The sequence below is a fragment of the Collinsella sp. AF33-16 genome, assembly GCF_003475325.1.
Lineage (GTDB): Bacteria > Actinomycetota > Coriobacteriia > Coriobacteriales > Coriobacteriaceae > Collinsella.
Genome location: NZ_QRQC01000002.1, coordinates 135,674 through 152,319, shown reverse-complemented (window position 1 = coordinate 152,319; position 16,646 = coordinate 135,674). Strand labels below are relative to the sequence as shown.

Annotated in this window: 13 protein-coding genes and 1 tRNA gene; 5 read left to right on the top strand and 9 right to left on the bottom strand. The window is 58.5% G+C overall.

Going from position 1 to position 16,646, the window contains the following annotated elements; all coding sequences use genetic code 11:
• From DWZ52_RS01725 to DWZ52_RS01690, 9 genes are all read right to left on the bottom strand, one after another.
• A partial coding sequence (locus DWZ52_RS01725) for a hypothetical protein (protein WP_147352132.1) occupies positions 1–652 on the bottom strand: 652 nt, incomplete at its 3' end.
• Positions 653–655: 3 nt separating this feature from the next.
• Positions 656–1,738, bottom strand: coding sequence for a hypothetical protein (locus DWZ52_RS01720; protein WP_117767118.1), 1,083 nt, complete (start codon positions 1,736–1,738; stop codon positions 656–658).
• Positions 1,738–2,949, bottom strand: coding sequence for a glycosyltransferase family 4 protein (locus DWZ52_RS01715; protein ID WP_118384757.1), 1,212 nt, complete (start codon positions 2,947–2,949; stop codon positions 1,738–1,740). Before DWZ52_RS01715 ends, DWZ52_RS01720 begins: the two co-directional genes overlap by 1 nt.
• The gene (locus DWZ52_RS01710; protein WP_255413710.1) at positions 2,950–3,651 is read right to left on the bottom strand and encodes a sugar transferase; all 702 of its coding nucleotides are present in this window, start codon (positions 3,649–3,651) and stop codon (positions 2,950–2,952) included.
• Between the two features lie 67 nt (positions 3,652–3,718).
• Positions 3,719–3,931: a KOW motif-containing protein gene (locus DWZ52_RS10070; RefSeq protein WP_233547235.1), complete on the bottom strand. Its 213-nt coding sequence runs from the start codon at positions 3,929–3,931 to the stop codon at positions 3,719–3,721.
• Between the two features lie 19 nt (positions 3,932–3,950).
• A complete protein-coding gene (locus tag DWZ52_RS10065) occupies positions 3,951–4,265 on the bottom strand; it encodes a transcription termination/antitermination NusG family protein (RefSeq protein WP_233547234.1) in 315 nt (104 codons plus the stop codon).
• Positions 4,266–5,058: 793 nt separating this feature from the next.
• Positions 5,059–5,134, bottom strand: a tRNA-Ala gene (locus DWZ52_RS01700).
• Positions 5,135–5,232: 98 nt separating this feature from the next.
• On the bottom strand, positions 5,233–5,874 hold the full coding sequence (locus DWZ52_RS01695; protein WP_118384756.1) for a thiamine diphosphokinase: 642 nt from the start codon (positions 5,872–5,874) through the stop codon (positions 5,233–5,235).
• Between the two features lie 9 nt (positions 5,875–5,883).
• The gene (locus DWZ52_RS01690; RefSeq protein ID WP_118384755.1) at positions 5,884–6,573 is read right to left on the bottom strand and encodes an HAD family phosphatase; all 690 of its coding nucleotides are present in this window, start codon (positions 6,571–6,573) and stop codon (positions 5,884–5,886) included.
• 331 nt (positions 6,574–6,904) lie between these two features.
• Between DWZ52_RS01690 and glgB the strand changes: the two genes are divergently transcribed.
• From glgB to glgA, 5 genes are all read left to right on the top strand, one after another.
• On the top strand, positions 6,905–9,151 hold the full coding sequence (glgB, locus tag DWZ52_RS01685; RefSeq protein WP_118065416.1) for a 1,4-alpha-glucan branching protein GlgB: 2,247 nt from the start codon (positions 6,905–6,907) through the stop codon (positions 9,149–9,151).
• A gap of 94 nt (positions 9,152–9,245) precedes the next feature.
• On the top strand, positions 9,246–11,672 hold the full coding sequence (locus DWZ52_RS01680; protein ID WP_118384754.1) for a glycogen/starch/alpha-glucan phosphorylase: 2,427 nt from the start codon (positions 9,246–9,248) through the stop codon (positions 11,670–11,672).
• Between the two features lie 106 nt (positions 11,673–11,778).
• The gene (locus tag DWZ52_RS01675; protein ID WP_035138263.1) at positions 11,779–12,927 is read left to right on the top strand and encodes a glucose-1-phosphate adenylyltransferase; all 1,149 of its coding nucleotides are present in this window, start codon (positions 11,779–11,781) and stop codon (positions 12,925–12,927) included.
• Positions 12,928–12,931: 4 nt separating this feature from the next.
• On the top strand, positions 12,932–14,059 hold the full coding sequence (gene glgD / locus DWZ52_RS01670; protein ID WP_118384753.1) for a glucose-1-phosphate adenylyltransferase subunit GlgD: 1,128 nt from the start codon (positions 12,932–12,934) through the stop codon (positions 14,057–14,059).
• 90 nt (positions 14,060–14,149) lie between these two features.
• Positions 14,150–16,450: a glycogen synthase GlgA gene (glgA, locus tag DWZ52_RS01665; protein WP_199579059.1), complete on the top strand. Its 2,301-nt coding sequence runs from the start codon at positions 14,150–14,152 to the stop codon at positions 16,448–16,450.
• Positions 16,451–16,646: the final 196 nt, after the last annotated feature.

Genomic DNA, 16,646 nt, shown 5'->3' with positions numbered 1-16,646 from the left:
GACCGCCCCGCGGTCCAACTTTCTGTCCGCACCCCCAAGCCGGCAAGGTGAAAAGTGAATAATAGCTGGGTTCGAGGAAGAGCGAGGACGGCCTGAAATACCATTGGTACTTGTCGGTCCAAGTGTCAAAGGTCTTCTCAGGTGAGAAGACTAGGCTGTCAGATATGACAATGGGGAGATAGCCGCCGCTCGCAAGATGGTAAACATACTGGATAACCAGGTATAGCGCGGCAACAGTGACGAGTAGCAGATAAAGGTCTCGAACGGCGTCCCAGGAGAAATGTCTCCGCGCAACCAATATTAAACCTGCGTAAAAAACTAGCCTCGCAACGAGTGTCCAAAACTCGCCGAAAGAAAAGTAATCGAAAGTGAAACCGCCGATGACACTTAACCCAATCGAGACTAGGTAGAAGAAAAATAGGGAACGATCAACCAAAGTGCCAATAATTTTCCCGTCAGCAATAAGAAAACCAAGGATGAAGGGGGCAACTAAAATTTCACCGAGCGAAACCACGTTGCCCACGCCGATATACTGTTGTAAAAAGGGCAAAAGAATAACTAGTACGCTGAAACACTTGTTTGCGAACGAGGCTGTCGTTATCGCGACTGGAGCCTTTATCCGCGAACAGGCAACTGAGTTGATTCCGACCATCTACTACTCCATCCCGAAGAAAGCTCGGATAGCAGCATCGGCCGCGTTGTTATCGGCGCGCACGGAGGCAAGCTCGTCAGCACAGGCCTTGTCAAGTACGGCGCGGTCCAGTCCGCAATAGTATTCGTAAATTGCGTCCGCAAGGCCTTTTGCTTCGTAGTCAACCGCCAAACCAAGGCCTTTGGTTTTCACCTCATCGCCCATAATGGACCCCTGAGTACACACCTGCGGGATGCCGTACTGAACGGCGTCATAATACTTGTTGCTCATGGCCCCAACCATCACGGAGTCATTCTCATAGACGTTGTGCACGATGTCCGTCTCGGCAGCGAAGTAAGCGCGCTCCTCAGCATAATAGGCACCATGGAAGTAAACGTTGTGGAAACCGTGCTCCGCAACATGAGCCTTAAGGCGCTCGGCGACCTCTTCCTCTCGGCCGTTGTAGTGCAGTTCGAAGCGCTCGTCGCCACCCAAGGCATCAATCATGGCAATATTGGCTCGCTCATGACGAATCATGCCCCAGTACCGTACGCGGATGGGCGTGCCCTCCGAGAACTCTTTCGTCCTCGGAGGGCACTCGGAGGCCAGCAGGTTGTGCTTAAGCATCACGCCGGAAGCGTTGTCGAGATACCTGAAGAATGCCGGAGAGCTCGCCAGCACAAGGCCAGCATTCCGTGACAATAGAAGAATGAGCTTCCGATAAAATCCTAAACTCTCATGGCTAACATCGCGGTAGTCGAGGATATACCTGCCGCGAAAGTCCCCCTTCAAGCGATCGAGAATCGTAATACCTGGCGTCGAATGCAGTACCACAATCCGGTCATAGCCCTCGGAGTCAATGACGCCCAAGGCGAACTTTCGAAATCGCGCGAAGTGCGGAAGCTTCTTCTGAATAGGGTCGGCATCCTCCACGTGATCGCCGAACACAAAAGACTTGGAAATACCTTTCGGTACGGGCGCATCGGGGCGCCCGTTGCGGTTCCAACTGACCAAATGAAGCTCATTCGAGCCGCCGAGTAGACGAACGTAGTCGTACATATAGGGCATATGGGCTATACGAACAAAACCAAGTAAGAGTACCTTCATTAGGCTTCACCGCCCCTGCGGATACCCTCGAGCACCTGTTCCATTCTCTTCACACACACAGTGCGCGAAAGGTTTTCACGTGCGTACGCTCTTCCGTGCTCGCATAGGCGCGTCAGGCGCTCAGGGTCACCATGGAGCGTTCGTATGGCCGTGGCCAACTCCTCGGCGTTATCAATCTCAACGCAAACGCCCAAATCCTCGCGCTCTACCATGGCAGCGTAGAGCGAGTCTTTTTCTACAGAGCTCACGATTGCCTTGCCGCAAGCGAGAAGGATGGGCATCTTGGATGGAGTACCCGTGTAGATGACCTCACGACGCAGGGGAATTAAGCACACATCGCCAGTGGAGTACACATCAGGCACCATATCGACGGGTTGCAGTGGGTAGAACGCAACGTTAGTAAGGCCCTCGGCGTCCACAGCGTCCATGAAATCCTTCTTCACGCAGCCGTCACCGATGATTTGCACCACGATGTCGGGCTCGTCACGCAAAAGCTTAGCCACCTCGAACATTGTCTTCCAATTGAACTGCAGTCCAACGCTGCCAGCAAACTGAACGTAGAACTTGTCGTGGGAGATATCGAATTTCTTGACGAAGCGATTCTTCTCCCAGGGTATGTCGTAGTTTCTACGGTCATCAAACCAGGGTGGAACGATATGCAGCCTGGGGCGAGGACAGCCCGCATCGGCGCATGCCTCCACCATGTCCTCGGAGAGCACCACAACCGCCGACGACATACGGTATACAGCCCGAGAGAGCAGGTCCATACCAGCGTAAACCATTTTATTAATGTTCAGGCTCTTTGTCTGACCCGGCCACACGTCGTAGACGTTGTAGAGCACAGGCTTGCGCACAAACAGTTTGAGAAGCGCCTCTTGGAAAAACACCGTGGGACAAGACTGGAGAAACACCACATCAAAATCGCGGCGTTTAATCGCATAAGAAATCATTTGGAAGGCGTACTTCGCTTCATCCAGATAACGCACAACGAAGTTGCTCTTATCAATGACTTTGCGTGACAGCGTGTCCACGGTCAGCCCATCGCGTCCTACGAGCGTCCCCGGAAGCACATCATAGGTGTGCTTCCGTTCGCTCTGAATAAGGTGAACGCGGTTACCCAATTTTAAAAAACCGTCAATGAGCTGCTCTGCCATCTGGTTATTGGGACTCGCGGTGTCGAAGCCATCCATGGTGATATATAAAATATTCATTTACTTCCCCGTTTTATTTTTACCGAACATGGCACCAAAGGTGCCGGTAAAGCATTTCCAGTCCATGCGGAAACAGCGATTGCGCACGTAGCGGAGTTCAATCTTCTGTCGCAAACCGCTCTCGAACGTCGCGGCATTGCGGTCAGTCGCCTGCCACAGGCCCGTAATACCGGGCTGGACAGAGAGCAGCTCAGCCTTTTCCTCATCGGAAAAGTGCTGTTCAAGTTCGTCTCTTGTTATGGGACGCGGACCGATGACGGAAAGGTCGCCGTTCAGCACGTTCAGGAACTGCGGCATCTCATCAATGGAGCACTTGCGGATGAACTGCCCGACTTTGGTAATACGGGGATCATCGTCGACCTTGCGCTCGACTTCCCACTGATGCAGCTGCTCAGGACTCAGATACTTCTGGACGTTGCCGGCATCCGCAACCATGCTGCGAAGCTTAAGGATCTTGATGGTCTTACCGCCCTTGCCAACACGCTCCTGCGAGTAAACAGGGCTGCCAGAGGACTCAAGACAGATGAACGCACACACGACCACAATGGGAATGAAGAGCACAACACTCACGCAAAGGCTAAATACAAAATCGAAAAGTCGCTTAACAAATCGATAAGCCAATGTACCGCTCGGCTTAATTACTAAAGCAGCTGGCTTAGCTCCAACAGCTGCGGCACCGCTATATTCCGTTTTATCTATCACAATTTCCTTCAAACCTACGTCCCCGCCCCCGGGGATCCTCCCTGTCCCGTTAAGCAGTCGCCTGCAGCTAGGCGATCGCCTTTTTAAGGTTGCGCATGACGCGCTGCTCGGCTGAAAGCACGGCAAGGCCAACGCGGGTAGTCACGCGTCGGCCGCACAGATCGAGCTCCAAATAAGCAGTACTCTTGCGTCTGTTAATGTTTTTGATAAGGCCTTCGTGGCCCAGCAGCGGACCTGCCGTCACTACGACCTGGTCGCCGTCTTTTAGGGCCTCGCTCATGGGCACTACGCGGTCTCCCCTATGCGTAAAGCCGCCAATAAAGCTGGACCTCTTCTTTTGCCAGCGGCACAAACTGACCATCCTGGGAAAGCACCCGGGCAAAGTCGTCCATGCGTAGCAGGTACTGTTGCACGGTACGGGGATCTGCTGTATCGCAGATAAGATAACCGGGGAAGAGCGGCTTGGTCGTATTGACCCATTCGCCGTGTACTTTAATCTCGGTTTGAAATTGGGGGTAAAAGAGTTCCTGCATGGCACCAGCCGGCACCACGCGCTCGATGCGCTCGCGCATTACGTCTTCGCGACCGTTAATGACCTGGATCACATACCACACGAGCACCACCCCCTTGCTGTCTTACGTGTGGCTCACGGGGTTTGGGTATGGCTTCGCCAGGGCGCTTATGCGCGAAGGCGCTCCATATTCAAACCCTGAGCCCAGTTAGACAAGCACGTGGCTCTGCCCCACCGTGAACGGTATGTATAAGCGCAGTGGCTAGAGACGCGGACGTGTATCGCAAAATGACCGCGACCCCAGCTGGCTGCGTGCGAACCAATCAAGCGGGTACAAAACTGGACCGCACGCAAACAGCTGTACGACCGCTGCGAATTGTCATGAAATACCGATTCAAATGAACAACTTGCACAAAAACAAGAACAAAGTCATTCAATGCAATACGCATGACAACGCTATTGGAGCTCGTGGTTTTTCTGGCACCGCCGTTACGGCCGGATGCTGATCTGCCCTGTGCTTCGCGACCGATTAAGCCGTGAGCGCAGTTGAACCCATGTAACGATAGGTATCGTAGCACAAGGCGGCTAGAAACCGATTTAGGCCGTGCGCGGCAACATATCGATCATTTGCAGTTCTTAAGGGGGTTATTTTGCAAACTTGTTCACATTGACGCAGGTTTATACGGGTGTGGTTGTTGGCATGCACCGCCCGTACTACAACGCTGACAGCGGGAAATGCAAAAAGGAATTATGTTGGGTCAACAAACTATGTACAGAAGTGGGAAATAAATTGCGCAACTTTTTGCGGTGTGGGTGTTAGTGTGGCGACACTTTGGTTTGCGCGGTGGCTGTATACGAAAAAAGCCTCCGGTTTTCCGGAGGCTTTGCATTCACGATGGTGGAGACGAGGGGGATCGAACCCCTGACCTCTTGACTGCCAGTCAAGCGCTCTCCCAGCTGAGCTACGCCCCCGTGACGAGGAGATACTATAGGGGAATGTTTGCGGGGATGCAAGGGGGAATTTTGAATTGATTATCCACCGTCCCGATAAAACCCTGATGCGATGGCCTTTACTTGTAGAGGTAAGCGATGACGGTGCCGGTGTGGACTTGGATCTTGGCTGTTGACCTGACGACGTTGCTAATGCCTGTATCGGCTAGCAGGCCCAGGGAGCTGTGATCTAGCTCCCACTCTAGGCCGTGCTCGCTTACCTCAGTGTTGGGGGCTATGGCGATGATGGAAAACGTCTTGCCCTCGGCGCCTTCGATGGTCCACGACTCACCTGCGTGAAGGACGCGGGCAACCACCTTATCCTCGTCGATCCAGACGGGGGCGTCCGCATAGCCTGCCAGTAGCCCCAGCACGGACAGGGCCATATCCGGACGACCGCCGGTGGCGCAGGTCGTAATCACTTCGGCACCCGGCCAGCGGCGGCGGACGGAATCGAGCGCCAGCGCAAGATCGGTATAGTCCTTGTAAGGGTCGTGGCGCTCAACCTCAAAGGCCTCGGCGGCATCGACCAACGCGCGACCCGCGTCGCTCACCGTGTCGGCATCCCCCACATATACGTCGCAGTCCAGCCCTGCGCCCAACAGCGCGTCGAGCCCGCGGTCCACGGCGACAACGCGGTCGCACTCCCCCGCTAGCCTACGCAACAGATCCGCGCTCGCCACCACGGGCGAGCCGCAGACCACTAATACCTTGCAAGCCACAGCCCTCGCCTATCCCTCAAACGAAAGCACGCGGGCCAAATCCAGATACTCATAGCTATCGATAAAGATGTCGCAGTTGGCGCGAACCTCGTCGCGCTCCATGCGCCCGTGCGGGTCATAGATGCCCACGCGCTTAAAGCCGGCGGTGCCAGAGCTCTTAAGGCCAAAGACGGCGTCCTCAAACACCCACGCGCGCTCAAACTTGTGCCCGTGACGCTCCTCTAGGCGGCGCAGCGCCAGCTCGTATACGTCGGGGAACTGCTTGGAGCGCCCCGCCTCGCCTGTGGTGGTCACAAACTCCATGTAGGCATCGAGCCCGGCGCCCGCAAGCGCAGACGTAACCAGCTCGGCCGGAGTGGACGTGGCCACGCACATGGCAATGCCGGCCTCCTTCGCCTGCTTCAAAAATGCAAGCAGGCCCTCGCGCGGCGGCACCTTGGAGTAGCCATCGATCAGGATATCGCTCAGCTCGCGGTAGAGCTCCTCGCCATTTTCGCCAATGCCCCAGGTGTCGTGGTAGGCCTGGCACTCGTCCTCGAGCGACAAATGCTCAAACTGGGCAAAATCGTCGACCGTAACGTCAACTCCGTGGCGGTGCAATAACTCGGGCTGGGCATAGGCCCAAACGGGGGTGCTGTTAACCAGCGTGCCGTCGCAATCGAAAATAAAAGCAACACTTGGGGCAGCGATGTGGTCCATAAACGAGCCTTTCGATGTCAAAGAGTAAACAACCTGCTAAAAACGTTTTACCAAACGTCAACCCAACTATCTTGAAACCCTAATTGGTAAAACTGTCAAGAGTTTTACCATCGCAATTCTGCCAGTGGCATAAACATGGCGCTTACCGATTAAACGCCACCGCAAAAACACTTTCGTTCATATAAGTAACGAACAGGTGTTATCGTAGTTTTTGCCGAAAGTTCCACCGAGCACGCGAGGTGGAACGAATCACAGAAACTTCGCCGTCCCTTCGATTCGTGCAGCCTTGGACCTTTCGCATCTAGTCACCAAGGCAACACGCTGCCGCGTCATGATGGGATCAAACGTGAGCGATACAAAGCTAAAGTCAGCAACCAAAAAGCCTGCTACCCGTAAAGCCGCTCCGCACGCGCCGGAGCTCACCAAAGACGATGTCTATCTGTTTGGCATCGGTACGTGGGAGCGCAGCTGGGAAAAGATGGGCGCGCACCCCGACACGCAGAACCGTACGCGCGGGTGGCGTTTTTGCGTTTGGGCGCCCGACGTAAAGAGCGTTCACGTCATTGGCGAATTTAACGACTGGGATGAGCAAGCCGACCCGCTGGTGCCCGTGCATACGAGCGCTATTTGGGAAGGCTTTATTCCTGGCGCCGAGCAGGGCCAGCTCTATAAGTACCTTATCGAGACCAACGAGGGCGAGAAGCTCTACAAGGCCGATCCGTATGCCTTTAAGGCTGAGTGCCCTCCGGGCACCGCGAGCGTGCTGTGGACCCTCGATGGCTACCAGTGGCACGACGCCGCGTGGCTCAAGCGCCGCGCCGGTCACAACCATATGTCGCAGCCGCTTAACATCTACGAGGTGCATATTGGCTCGTGGAAGCGCCACGGCGACGCGCCGCAGGGCGAGCCGAACGAATACGGCAACTACCCTGGCCCCATGGATCCCTTCCCCGCGCAGCGCGGCGAGTTCTACACCTACGACGACCTGTCGGTGGAGCTCGTGGACTACGTGCGCGACATGGGCTACACGCATATCGAGGTCATGCCGCTTATGGAGCATCCCTTCGATGGCTCCTGGGGCTACCAGACGACCGGTTACTACGCCGCCACGTCGCGCTACGGCAACCCGCAGCAGCTCATGCACTTTATCGATGCGTGCCACGAGGCGGGCATCGGCGTGATCATGGACTGGGTGCCCGGCGGTTTTTGCGCCGACTCCCACGGCCTTGCCACCTTTAACGGCCATATGCTGTTTGAGCACGAGATTCACCCCAACTGGGGCACGCACAAGTTCGATTTCGCCCGCGGTGAGGTCCGCTCCTTCCTGGTCTCCAACGTGCTGTACTGGCTCGAGAACTTCCACGTGGACGGCATTCGCATGGACGGCGTGTCCAGCATGCTGTACCTCAACTTTGGCATCGACGATCCCGGCCAAAAGAAGTTCAACAAGTACGGTACCGAGGAGGACCTGGACGCCAGCGCGTTTATCCGTCAGGTCAACTGCGCTGTAGAGGCGCACTACCCCGACGTGATGATGATGGCTGAGGAGTCCACCGCGTGGCCGCTCGTGACCTACCCGCCCCAGGACGGCGGCCTTGGCTTCCACTACAAGTGGGACATGGGCTGGATGAACGACACCCTGCACTACATGCAGACCGATTTTCCGTGGCGCCCCGGCAACCACGGTCTGCTCACGTTCTCCATCATGTATGCCTTTACCGAGAACTTCATTTGCCCCCTGAGCCACGACGAGGTCGTGCACGGTAAGTGCTCGCTCATCGGCCGCATGCCGGGTGACTGGTGGCGCCAGTTTGCCGGCCTGCGCACGCTGGCCTTCTACCAGATGACGCATCCCGGTGCCAAGCTCAACTTTATGGGCAACGAGATCGGCCAGTTTATTGAGTGGCGCTACTACGAGTCCATTCAGTGGTTCCTGACCGAGGAGTACGAGACTCACCGTCATCATCAGGCGTTCATTAAGGCGCTGAACCACCTGTACACCGCCGAGCCCGCCCTGTACGAGCGCGGCTACACCGACGACGGCTTTACCTGGATCGACGCGGACAACTCCAAGCAGTCCATCGTGAGCTTTGTGCGTCAGGGCGAGAACGTCGATGACGACCTGGTGATCCTGATCAACTTTGACCCGGCGAGCTACGAGAGCTTCCGCGTGGGCGTGCCGCGCGAGGGCGACTGGGAGGTCATCTTCGATTCCGACCGTCCCGAGTTTGGCGGAAGCGGATACGCCGGAGAGGAACCCTACACCTGCTCGAGCGAGCCCTATCCCTGGAACGGGCAGATGGGCTCCATCGAGATTAAGGTGCCCGGCCTGGCAGGCGTGGTGCTTAAGCGCCGCGGCCCCAGCAGCTACAAGCCGCCCGTGGTCGAGGAGCCGAAGAAGGCGACGCGCAAGCGTGCGTCCTCGGTGAAGCCCAAGACTGCAGCAGCAAAGAAGGCTCCGGCTAAGGCGAAGGCTGCCAAGTCTGCCGCCCAGACCACGGCCAAGAAGGCAACCACCAAAAAGGCTGCTCCCAAGGCTAAGGCAGGCGCTGTTAAAGCATCTGCCAAGGATGCGTAACAAAGCCGTTACAGCTGTAATTACCCGCCCCGCGGGGGCGTAGGATACAAGTCATAACCGTTCCGGGAGAAACATCCCCGGGGGAAAGGAACGTATGAATAAGATCTTCGACAACAAGCAGGAGTTTACCGAGCTCTATCGCGAAGCCGTCATGAGCATCAGCGGCAAGAGCGTCGAGACCGCCAGCGACCTGGACCGCTTTAACGCCTTGGCCAAGCTCGTGGCCGAGAAGGCACGCACCGTGGCCACCACCAGCGACGCCCGCGTGTCCGCCGAGGGCAAGAAGCGCGTGTACTACTTCTCGATCGAGTTTTTGATCGGCCGCCTGCTCGACAACTACCTGCTCAACTTTGGCGTGCGCGACATGGTCGCCGAGGCGCTCGACGACATGGGCTTTGACCTGTCCGTCATCGAGAACCAGGAGCCCGATCCGGCCCTGGGCAACGGTGGCCTGGGCCGTCTGGCCGCATGCTTCCTGGATTCCATGGCAGCCGAGGGCATCGCCGGCTACGGCAACGGCATGCGCTACCGCTACGGCCTGTTTAAGCAGGAAATCGTTAACGGCAGCCAGGTCGAGGCCACCGATGAGTGGCTCACCCACGGCTATCCCTGGGAGGTGCGTCGTCAGGACAAGGCCGTGACCATCAAGTTTGGTGGCCGCGTCGAAGGCTTTGAGGAGGACGGCCGCACGTTCTACCGCACGGTGGACACGCAGGACATCCTGGCCGTCCCCTACGACATCCCCGTGGTGGGCTATGCCGGCGAGACCGTCAACAAGCTGCGCGTCTGGGCCGCCGAGCCGGTCGAGGAGCACTTTGACCTGGAGGCCTTCAACCGCGGCGACTATGCCCTGGCCGACGCCGAGCGCGCCGAAGCCGAGGCCATCAGCGCCATCCTCTACCCCAACGACGCCGGCGAGCACGGCCGTCTGCTGCGCCTGAAGCAGGAGTACCTGTTTGTCTCGGCCGGCATCTACAGCCTGCTCGACACCTTTGAGAAGGAGCACGGCGAGAACTGGGAGCTGCTGCCGCAGTTTGTTGCCATCCACACCAACGATACCCACCCCGCCATGTGCGGTCCCGAGCTCATGCGCATCCTCATCGACGAGAAGAAGCTCGAATGGGATGACGCCTGGAACATCGTGACGCAGGTCGTGAGCTACACCAACCACACCATCCTGCCCGAGGCTCTGGAGAAGTGGCCCATCGGCACGTTCTCCAAGCTCCTCCCCCGCGTGTACCAGATCATCGACGAGATCAGCCGTCGTTGGCACGAGTCGTTCGATACCACGCAGGAGGGCTGGCAGGAGCGTCTGCGCCAGACCGCCATCCTGTGGGACGGCGAGATTCGCATGGCCAACCTGTCCGTGATCTGCAGCCACAGCGTCAACGGCGTGGCCAAGATTCACTCCGACATCATCAAGAACATTGTGCTCAAGGACTTCTATGCCCTGACGCCCGAGAAGTTCAACAACAAGACCAACGGTATCTCGCACCGTCGCTTCTTTGCCGAGGCCAACCCCACCTACGCCAAGCTCGTGACCGAGGCCATTGGCGATGGTTGGCTCAAGGACGCCTTTGAGCTGGAGAAGCTCAAGGAGTTTAAGGACGACACCGAGTTCCTTAAGGCCGTGGGTGCCTCCAAGCGCGCTAACAAGGAGCGTCTGGCCGCCTACGTTAAGGCCGAGACCGGTCTGGTCATCGACCCCAACACCGTCTTCGATGTTCAGGTTAAGCGCTTCCACGCCTACAAGCGCCAGCTCATGAACATCATGAAGGTGATGGATATCTACAACCGTCGCATCGCCGACCCCAACTTCCACGTGACGCCGACGACCTTCATCTTTAGCGGCAAGGCTGCCTCGAGCTATACCTTTGCCAAGGAGACCATCCGCCTCATTAACTCCGTGGCCGACGTCATCAACAACGACGCCCGCGTCAACGAGGTCATGAAGGTCTGCTTTATCCCCAACTTCCGCGTGAGCAACGCCCAGCTCATCTACCCCGCCGCCGAGATCTCGGAGCAGATCTCCACGGCCGGCAAGGAGGCCTCGGGCACGTCCAACATGAAGCTCATGATGAACGGCGCCATTACGCTGGGCACCCTCGACGGCGCCAACATCGAGATCGCCGACCTGGCCGGCCGCGAGAACGAGGCCATCTTTGGCCTGACCGCCCCCGAGGTCGAGCAGCTCTGGGCGTCGAACAGCTACTTTGCGTGGGATACGCTCAACAGCGATCGCGAGCGTCTGGGCCGCGTGATGGACGAGCTCAAGGACAACACCTTTGCGGGTCTTTCGGGCAACTTCGAGAGCATCTACAACGAGCTCATGAACAACAACGACCCCGACCTGGTCATGGCCGACTTCCGCAGCTACGTGGATGCGTGGGAGGCGCTCACGGGCAGCTACGGCGACCAGGAGACCTGGAACCGCAAGGCCCTGCTCAACACCGCCTCCTCCGGCTGGTTCTCGAGCGACCGCACCATCCGCGAGTACCGCGACGAGATCTGGCACGCGTAAAGGCGCGCGAGCTCCCTTTGCCGCACGGCATTACTCGACGGGCGCGACGCTGCGCCGCGCCCGTCGCTAATGGGTTTAGGAACATCGATGACAGAAGGAGAAATCGATGAGTAAGAAAGAATGCATCGCGATGCTCCTCGCAGGAGGACAGGGCAGCCGATTGGGGGCACTCACCCAAAAGATCGCCAAGCCGGCGGTTAGCTTTGGTGGCAAGTTCCGCATTATCGACTTTTCGCTGTCCAACTGCTCCAACTCGGGCATCGACACGGTGGGCGTTCTGACGCAGTACCGTCCCTACCTGCTGCATGCCTACGTGGGCTCCGGCGAGGCGTGGGATCTGGACAGCCGCGACGGCGGCGTGTCGATCCTGCCGCCGTACGAGACGCAGACCGGCGGCGCCTGGTATGCGGGAACGGCCGACGCCATTACGCAGAACCTCGACTACATCAAGGCCAACGACCCCAAGTACGTCCTGATTCTTTCGGGCGATCACCTGTATCGCATGGACTACCGCAAGATGCTTAAGACGCACATTGAGAACAACGCCGACCTCACGGTGAGCGTTATGCCCGTGCCGTGGGAGGAAGCCAGCCGCTTTGGCATCCTGACCACCGACCCCGAAGACGGCCGCATCACCAAGTTCACCGAGAAGCCCGAGAAGCCCGATTCGAACCTCGCGTCCATGGGCATCTACATCTTCTCGGCCGACGTGCTGATCGAGGCGCTCGAGGAGGACGCTCTGGACCAGCGCTCGAGCCACGACTTTGGCAAGGACATCATCCCCAAGCTGCTCGGTGAGAACAAGCGCCTGTACAGCTACGAGTTCCACGGCTTCTGGAAGGACGTCGGCACCATCGCCAGCTTCCATGAGACCTCGATGGACCTGCTGGGTAACAACCCCGAGTTCGATCTGTTCGACAAGAACTTCCCCATCATGTCCAACATCACCACGCGTCCGCCGCACTACATTGGCCCTGACGGCCGCCTGGACGACTGCCTGGTCTCCAACGGCTGCAAGATCTACGGCACCGCTCGCCACTCGATCCTTTCGACCGATGTCATCATCGAGGAGCGCGCCGTGGTCGAGGACTCCGTGCTGCTGCCGGGTGCGCACGTTAAGAGCGGCGCGCACATCTGCCGCGCTATTTTGGGCGAGAACTCCACGGTCGAAGAGGGCGTGAAGCTCGGCTCTGTCGATACCACCAAGGATACGGCCGTCGTTGGAAATGACGTCGTTATCGGGAAGGGGGAATGATCCGATGATCAATCGCAAGGCCATCGGTTATATCACCGCTAACTACTCTTCGACCTACGGCAGCGTGCTGCTCAAGGACCGCCCCATCGCATCCGTTCCGTTTTTGGGCCGCTACCGACTGATCGACTTCCCGCTGTCCAACATGATGAATGCCGGCATTAAGACTGTCGGCGTCGTCATGCCGGGTAACTACCGCTCGCTGATCGACCACGTGGGCTCGGGCAAGGACTGGGGCCTGGACCGCAAGAAGGGCGGCCTGTTCATGGTGCCCGGCAACGCGTATGGCACCACCAAGGGCGGCATGCGCTTCCTGCTGCGCGACATCATCTCCAACAAGACGCTGTTCCAGCGCTCGGACATGCCCTATGTTGTGATGATGGGCACCAACATCATCTTTAACATGGACCTCAACACCATCATCGAGGCGCACGAGAACTCCGGCGCCCAGATGACCGTGGTGTACTGCAAGGCCACGCGCAATGTCGAAGACGAGACCAAGCTCGAGATTAACGAGAACGGCCGCCTGACGGGCGTGAGCGCCGGCGTCGTGTACGGCGACAACGCCTCCATGGACTGCTGCATCGTCAACCGCGAGACGCTGCTCGAGATTATCGACCACTACCAGGCCGCCGACTATCTGGACCTGCTCGAGGCGCTCCAGGGCGACTTTGGCAACATCGACGTGTGCAGCTACGAGTACAAGGGCGAGGTCGTGGGCGTGTTTAGCGAGAAGTCGCTGTATCGCCGCAGCATGGACCTGCTCGACCAGACCGTGGCCGATCAGCTCTTCGATCCCGAGCGCCCGATCCTGACCAAGGCCCACGACGTGCCGCCTTCGCGCTATGCGACCGGTAGCCACGCGTGCAACTCGATCATCTCGGCCGGCTGCATCATCAAGGGCACCGTGCGCAATTCGATCCTGTCGCGCGGCGTCGTGGTCGAGGAGGGCGCCTCGGTCACCAACTCGATCATCAACCAGAGCTGCATCATCAAGAGCGGCGCACGTGTCGAGAATGCCATTCTGGACAAGAACAACGTGGTCCCCACCAACACCGAGCTTCGCGGCACGCCCGAGAACATCCTGGTGCTGGGCAAGGCTCCGTTAACTTCTGACACCACCATCGTACGTTAACGTTGGCACCGCAACATCGCTCGTAACATGTAGAATAGCCGCCCGGTTAGCGCCAGGCGGCTATTCTCGAATTGCAACATGGGAGACAATATGGCTGATTCCAGCAAAAAGATGCAGATCGTGTTTGCCTCGGCCGAGTGCGCACCGTTTGTGAAGACCGGTGGCCTGGGCGACGTGGCAGGCTCGCTGCCTGCGGCGCTTGTGCGCGCCGGCGCCGAAGTTATCGTGATGGTGCCCAAGTACGCCACCATAAAGGACGAGTACAAGGCGCAGATGGAGCACTTCTCCGACTTTTACGTGAGTCTGGGCTGGCGCAACGAGTACTGCGGACTCGAGAAGCTCGAGCACGACGGCGTCACCTATATGTTCATCGACAACGAGCGCTACTTTGCGCGCGACTATCCGTACGGCTTCTTTGACGACGGCGAGCGCTTTGCGTTCTTCTCCAAGGCCATCACCGAGAGCCTGCAGCACCTGCCGGCCGGCTTTGAGTGCGACATCCTGCACTGCAATGACTGGCAGACGGCACTTGCGCCCGTGTTTTTGCGCGAGTTTTACCAGGGCCTGCCGCTGTATGACCGCGTCAAGACCGTGTTCTCGATCCACAACGTGGCGTTCCAGGGCCAGTTTAGCGACACCGTGATGGAGGACATCCTGGGTGTGGCACACATTCCGGCGGCCGCCTCGCAGCTGCGTTGCGACGCCTGCAGCATCAACTACATGCTGGGCGCCCTGCGCTATGCCGACGCCATAACCACGGTGAGCCCCACCTATGCCAGCGAGATCCAGACGCCCGAGTTTGGCGAGGGCCTGGACGGCGTGCTGCGCGAGCGCTCCTATGCGCTGCAGGGCATTTTGAATGGCATTGACGTGGCGGGCTTTGACCCGGCGACCGACAAGCGCATTGCCGCCAACTACACCGTGGAGGACCGTTCTGGTAAGGCCGTGTGCAAGGCCAAGCTGCAGGAGGAGCTGGGGCTCGAGGTTCGTGACGATCGTCCGCTCATGGTAATGGTCACACGCCTGACGCGCCAGAAGGGCATGGATCTGGTCATGTACGCGCTCGACCGCATTTTGGCCGGCGGCGTGCAGGTGGCGGTGCTGGGCACCGGCGACCGCGACTACGAGGACGGTCTACGCTACTTCCAGGGCAAGTACCCCGGCACCATGGCCGCACGCATCGAGTTCGATCCTGCGCTGTCGCAGCGCATGTATGCCGCCGCCGACATGTTCCTAATGCCTTCGAAGTTTGAGCCCTGCGGCCTGTCGCAGATCATCGCCATGCGCTACGGCACCCTGCCTATCGTGCGCGAGACCGGCGGCCTGAAAGACACTGTGATTCCGTATAACGAGTTTACTGGCGAAGGCACGGGCTTCTCGTTTACCAACTTTAACGGCGACGAGATGGGCGACGCCGTGTTCCGCGCGGCGCGTCTGTTCTGGGATAACCGCGACGCCTGGAACCAGCTGGTAACGCAGGCCATGAGCCAGGACTTTAGCTGGACGCGCTCGGCCGATAAGTATCTGGACCTGTACTTCTTTATGCACCCGGAGATCGAGCGCCCGGTGGCTGTTGTCGACGAGCCTGAGGCTGTTGCTGAGCCGGTGGCCGCTGAGGAGCCCAAGGCCGAGGAGAAGCCTGTTGAGGCTGAGCCCGCAAAGGCCGAGCCTGAGGTGAAGGCTGAGGTTGCTCCCAAGGCAGAGGTCGAGGTCAAGCCTGCTGTAAAGCCCGCAGCTAAGAAGACCACGACCCGCAAGACGACCGCTAAGAAGGCTACGACGACCAAAGCTGCCGCGACTAAAACAACGGCTGCCAAGACAACCACCACGCGCAAGCGCACGACCGCCGCTGCCAAGAAGGCCGCCGAGGCCGAGGCTGCTCCCGAGGTAAAGGCCGAGGTCGCTGAGGCCAAACCGGCCGCCAAGGCTCCGGCAAAGACCGCTGCCAAGAAGACAACCGCGACCGCCAAGAAGGCAACGGCAGCCAAGAAGACTACAGCTACGAAGGCGACGGCTACCAAGGCCGCCGCGACCAAGGCAGCCGCAAAGCCGGCAGCCAAGGTCGAGGAGACGCCTGCAGAGTCCAAGGCGGAGGCAACCGTCGAGGACAAGCCCGCTGCCAAGACCACCACGCGAAAGCGCACGACGACGGCCAAGAAGACCACGGCAAAGGCTGCTGCTCCTAAGGCGGAAGCTAAGGCCGAGGCCAAACCCGCAGTAAAGGCCAAGCCTGCGCCGAAGGCCGCAGAGGTCAAGACCGCTCCCAAGGCTACGGCAAAGGCCAAGCCCGCCAAGGAGACCCCGGTCTCCCCCGCCGCCCCCACTGAGGAAAAGGCCCCGACCAAGAAGACCTCCGTACGCAAGGCAACTGCCACCCGCAAGCGCCGCTAATCCGGACGATTGAAACTTAATCCTCAACGCAAAGGAGGGCGCCCCAACCAGGCGCCCTCTTCTTGGTTGAACTTCTGTATTAAAAAGAAGGCCGGTTTACTACGATAAAATGGCTCCGGCCGACCACAACGATCAATCTACGAAATTGGTAACACTTCTACCTGCGGTTTTAATATCACCAAATTGACAGTGGTTG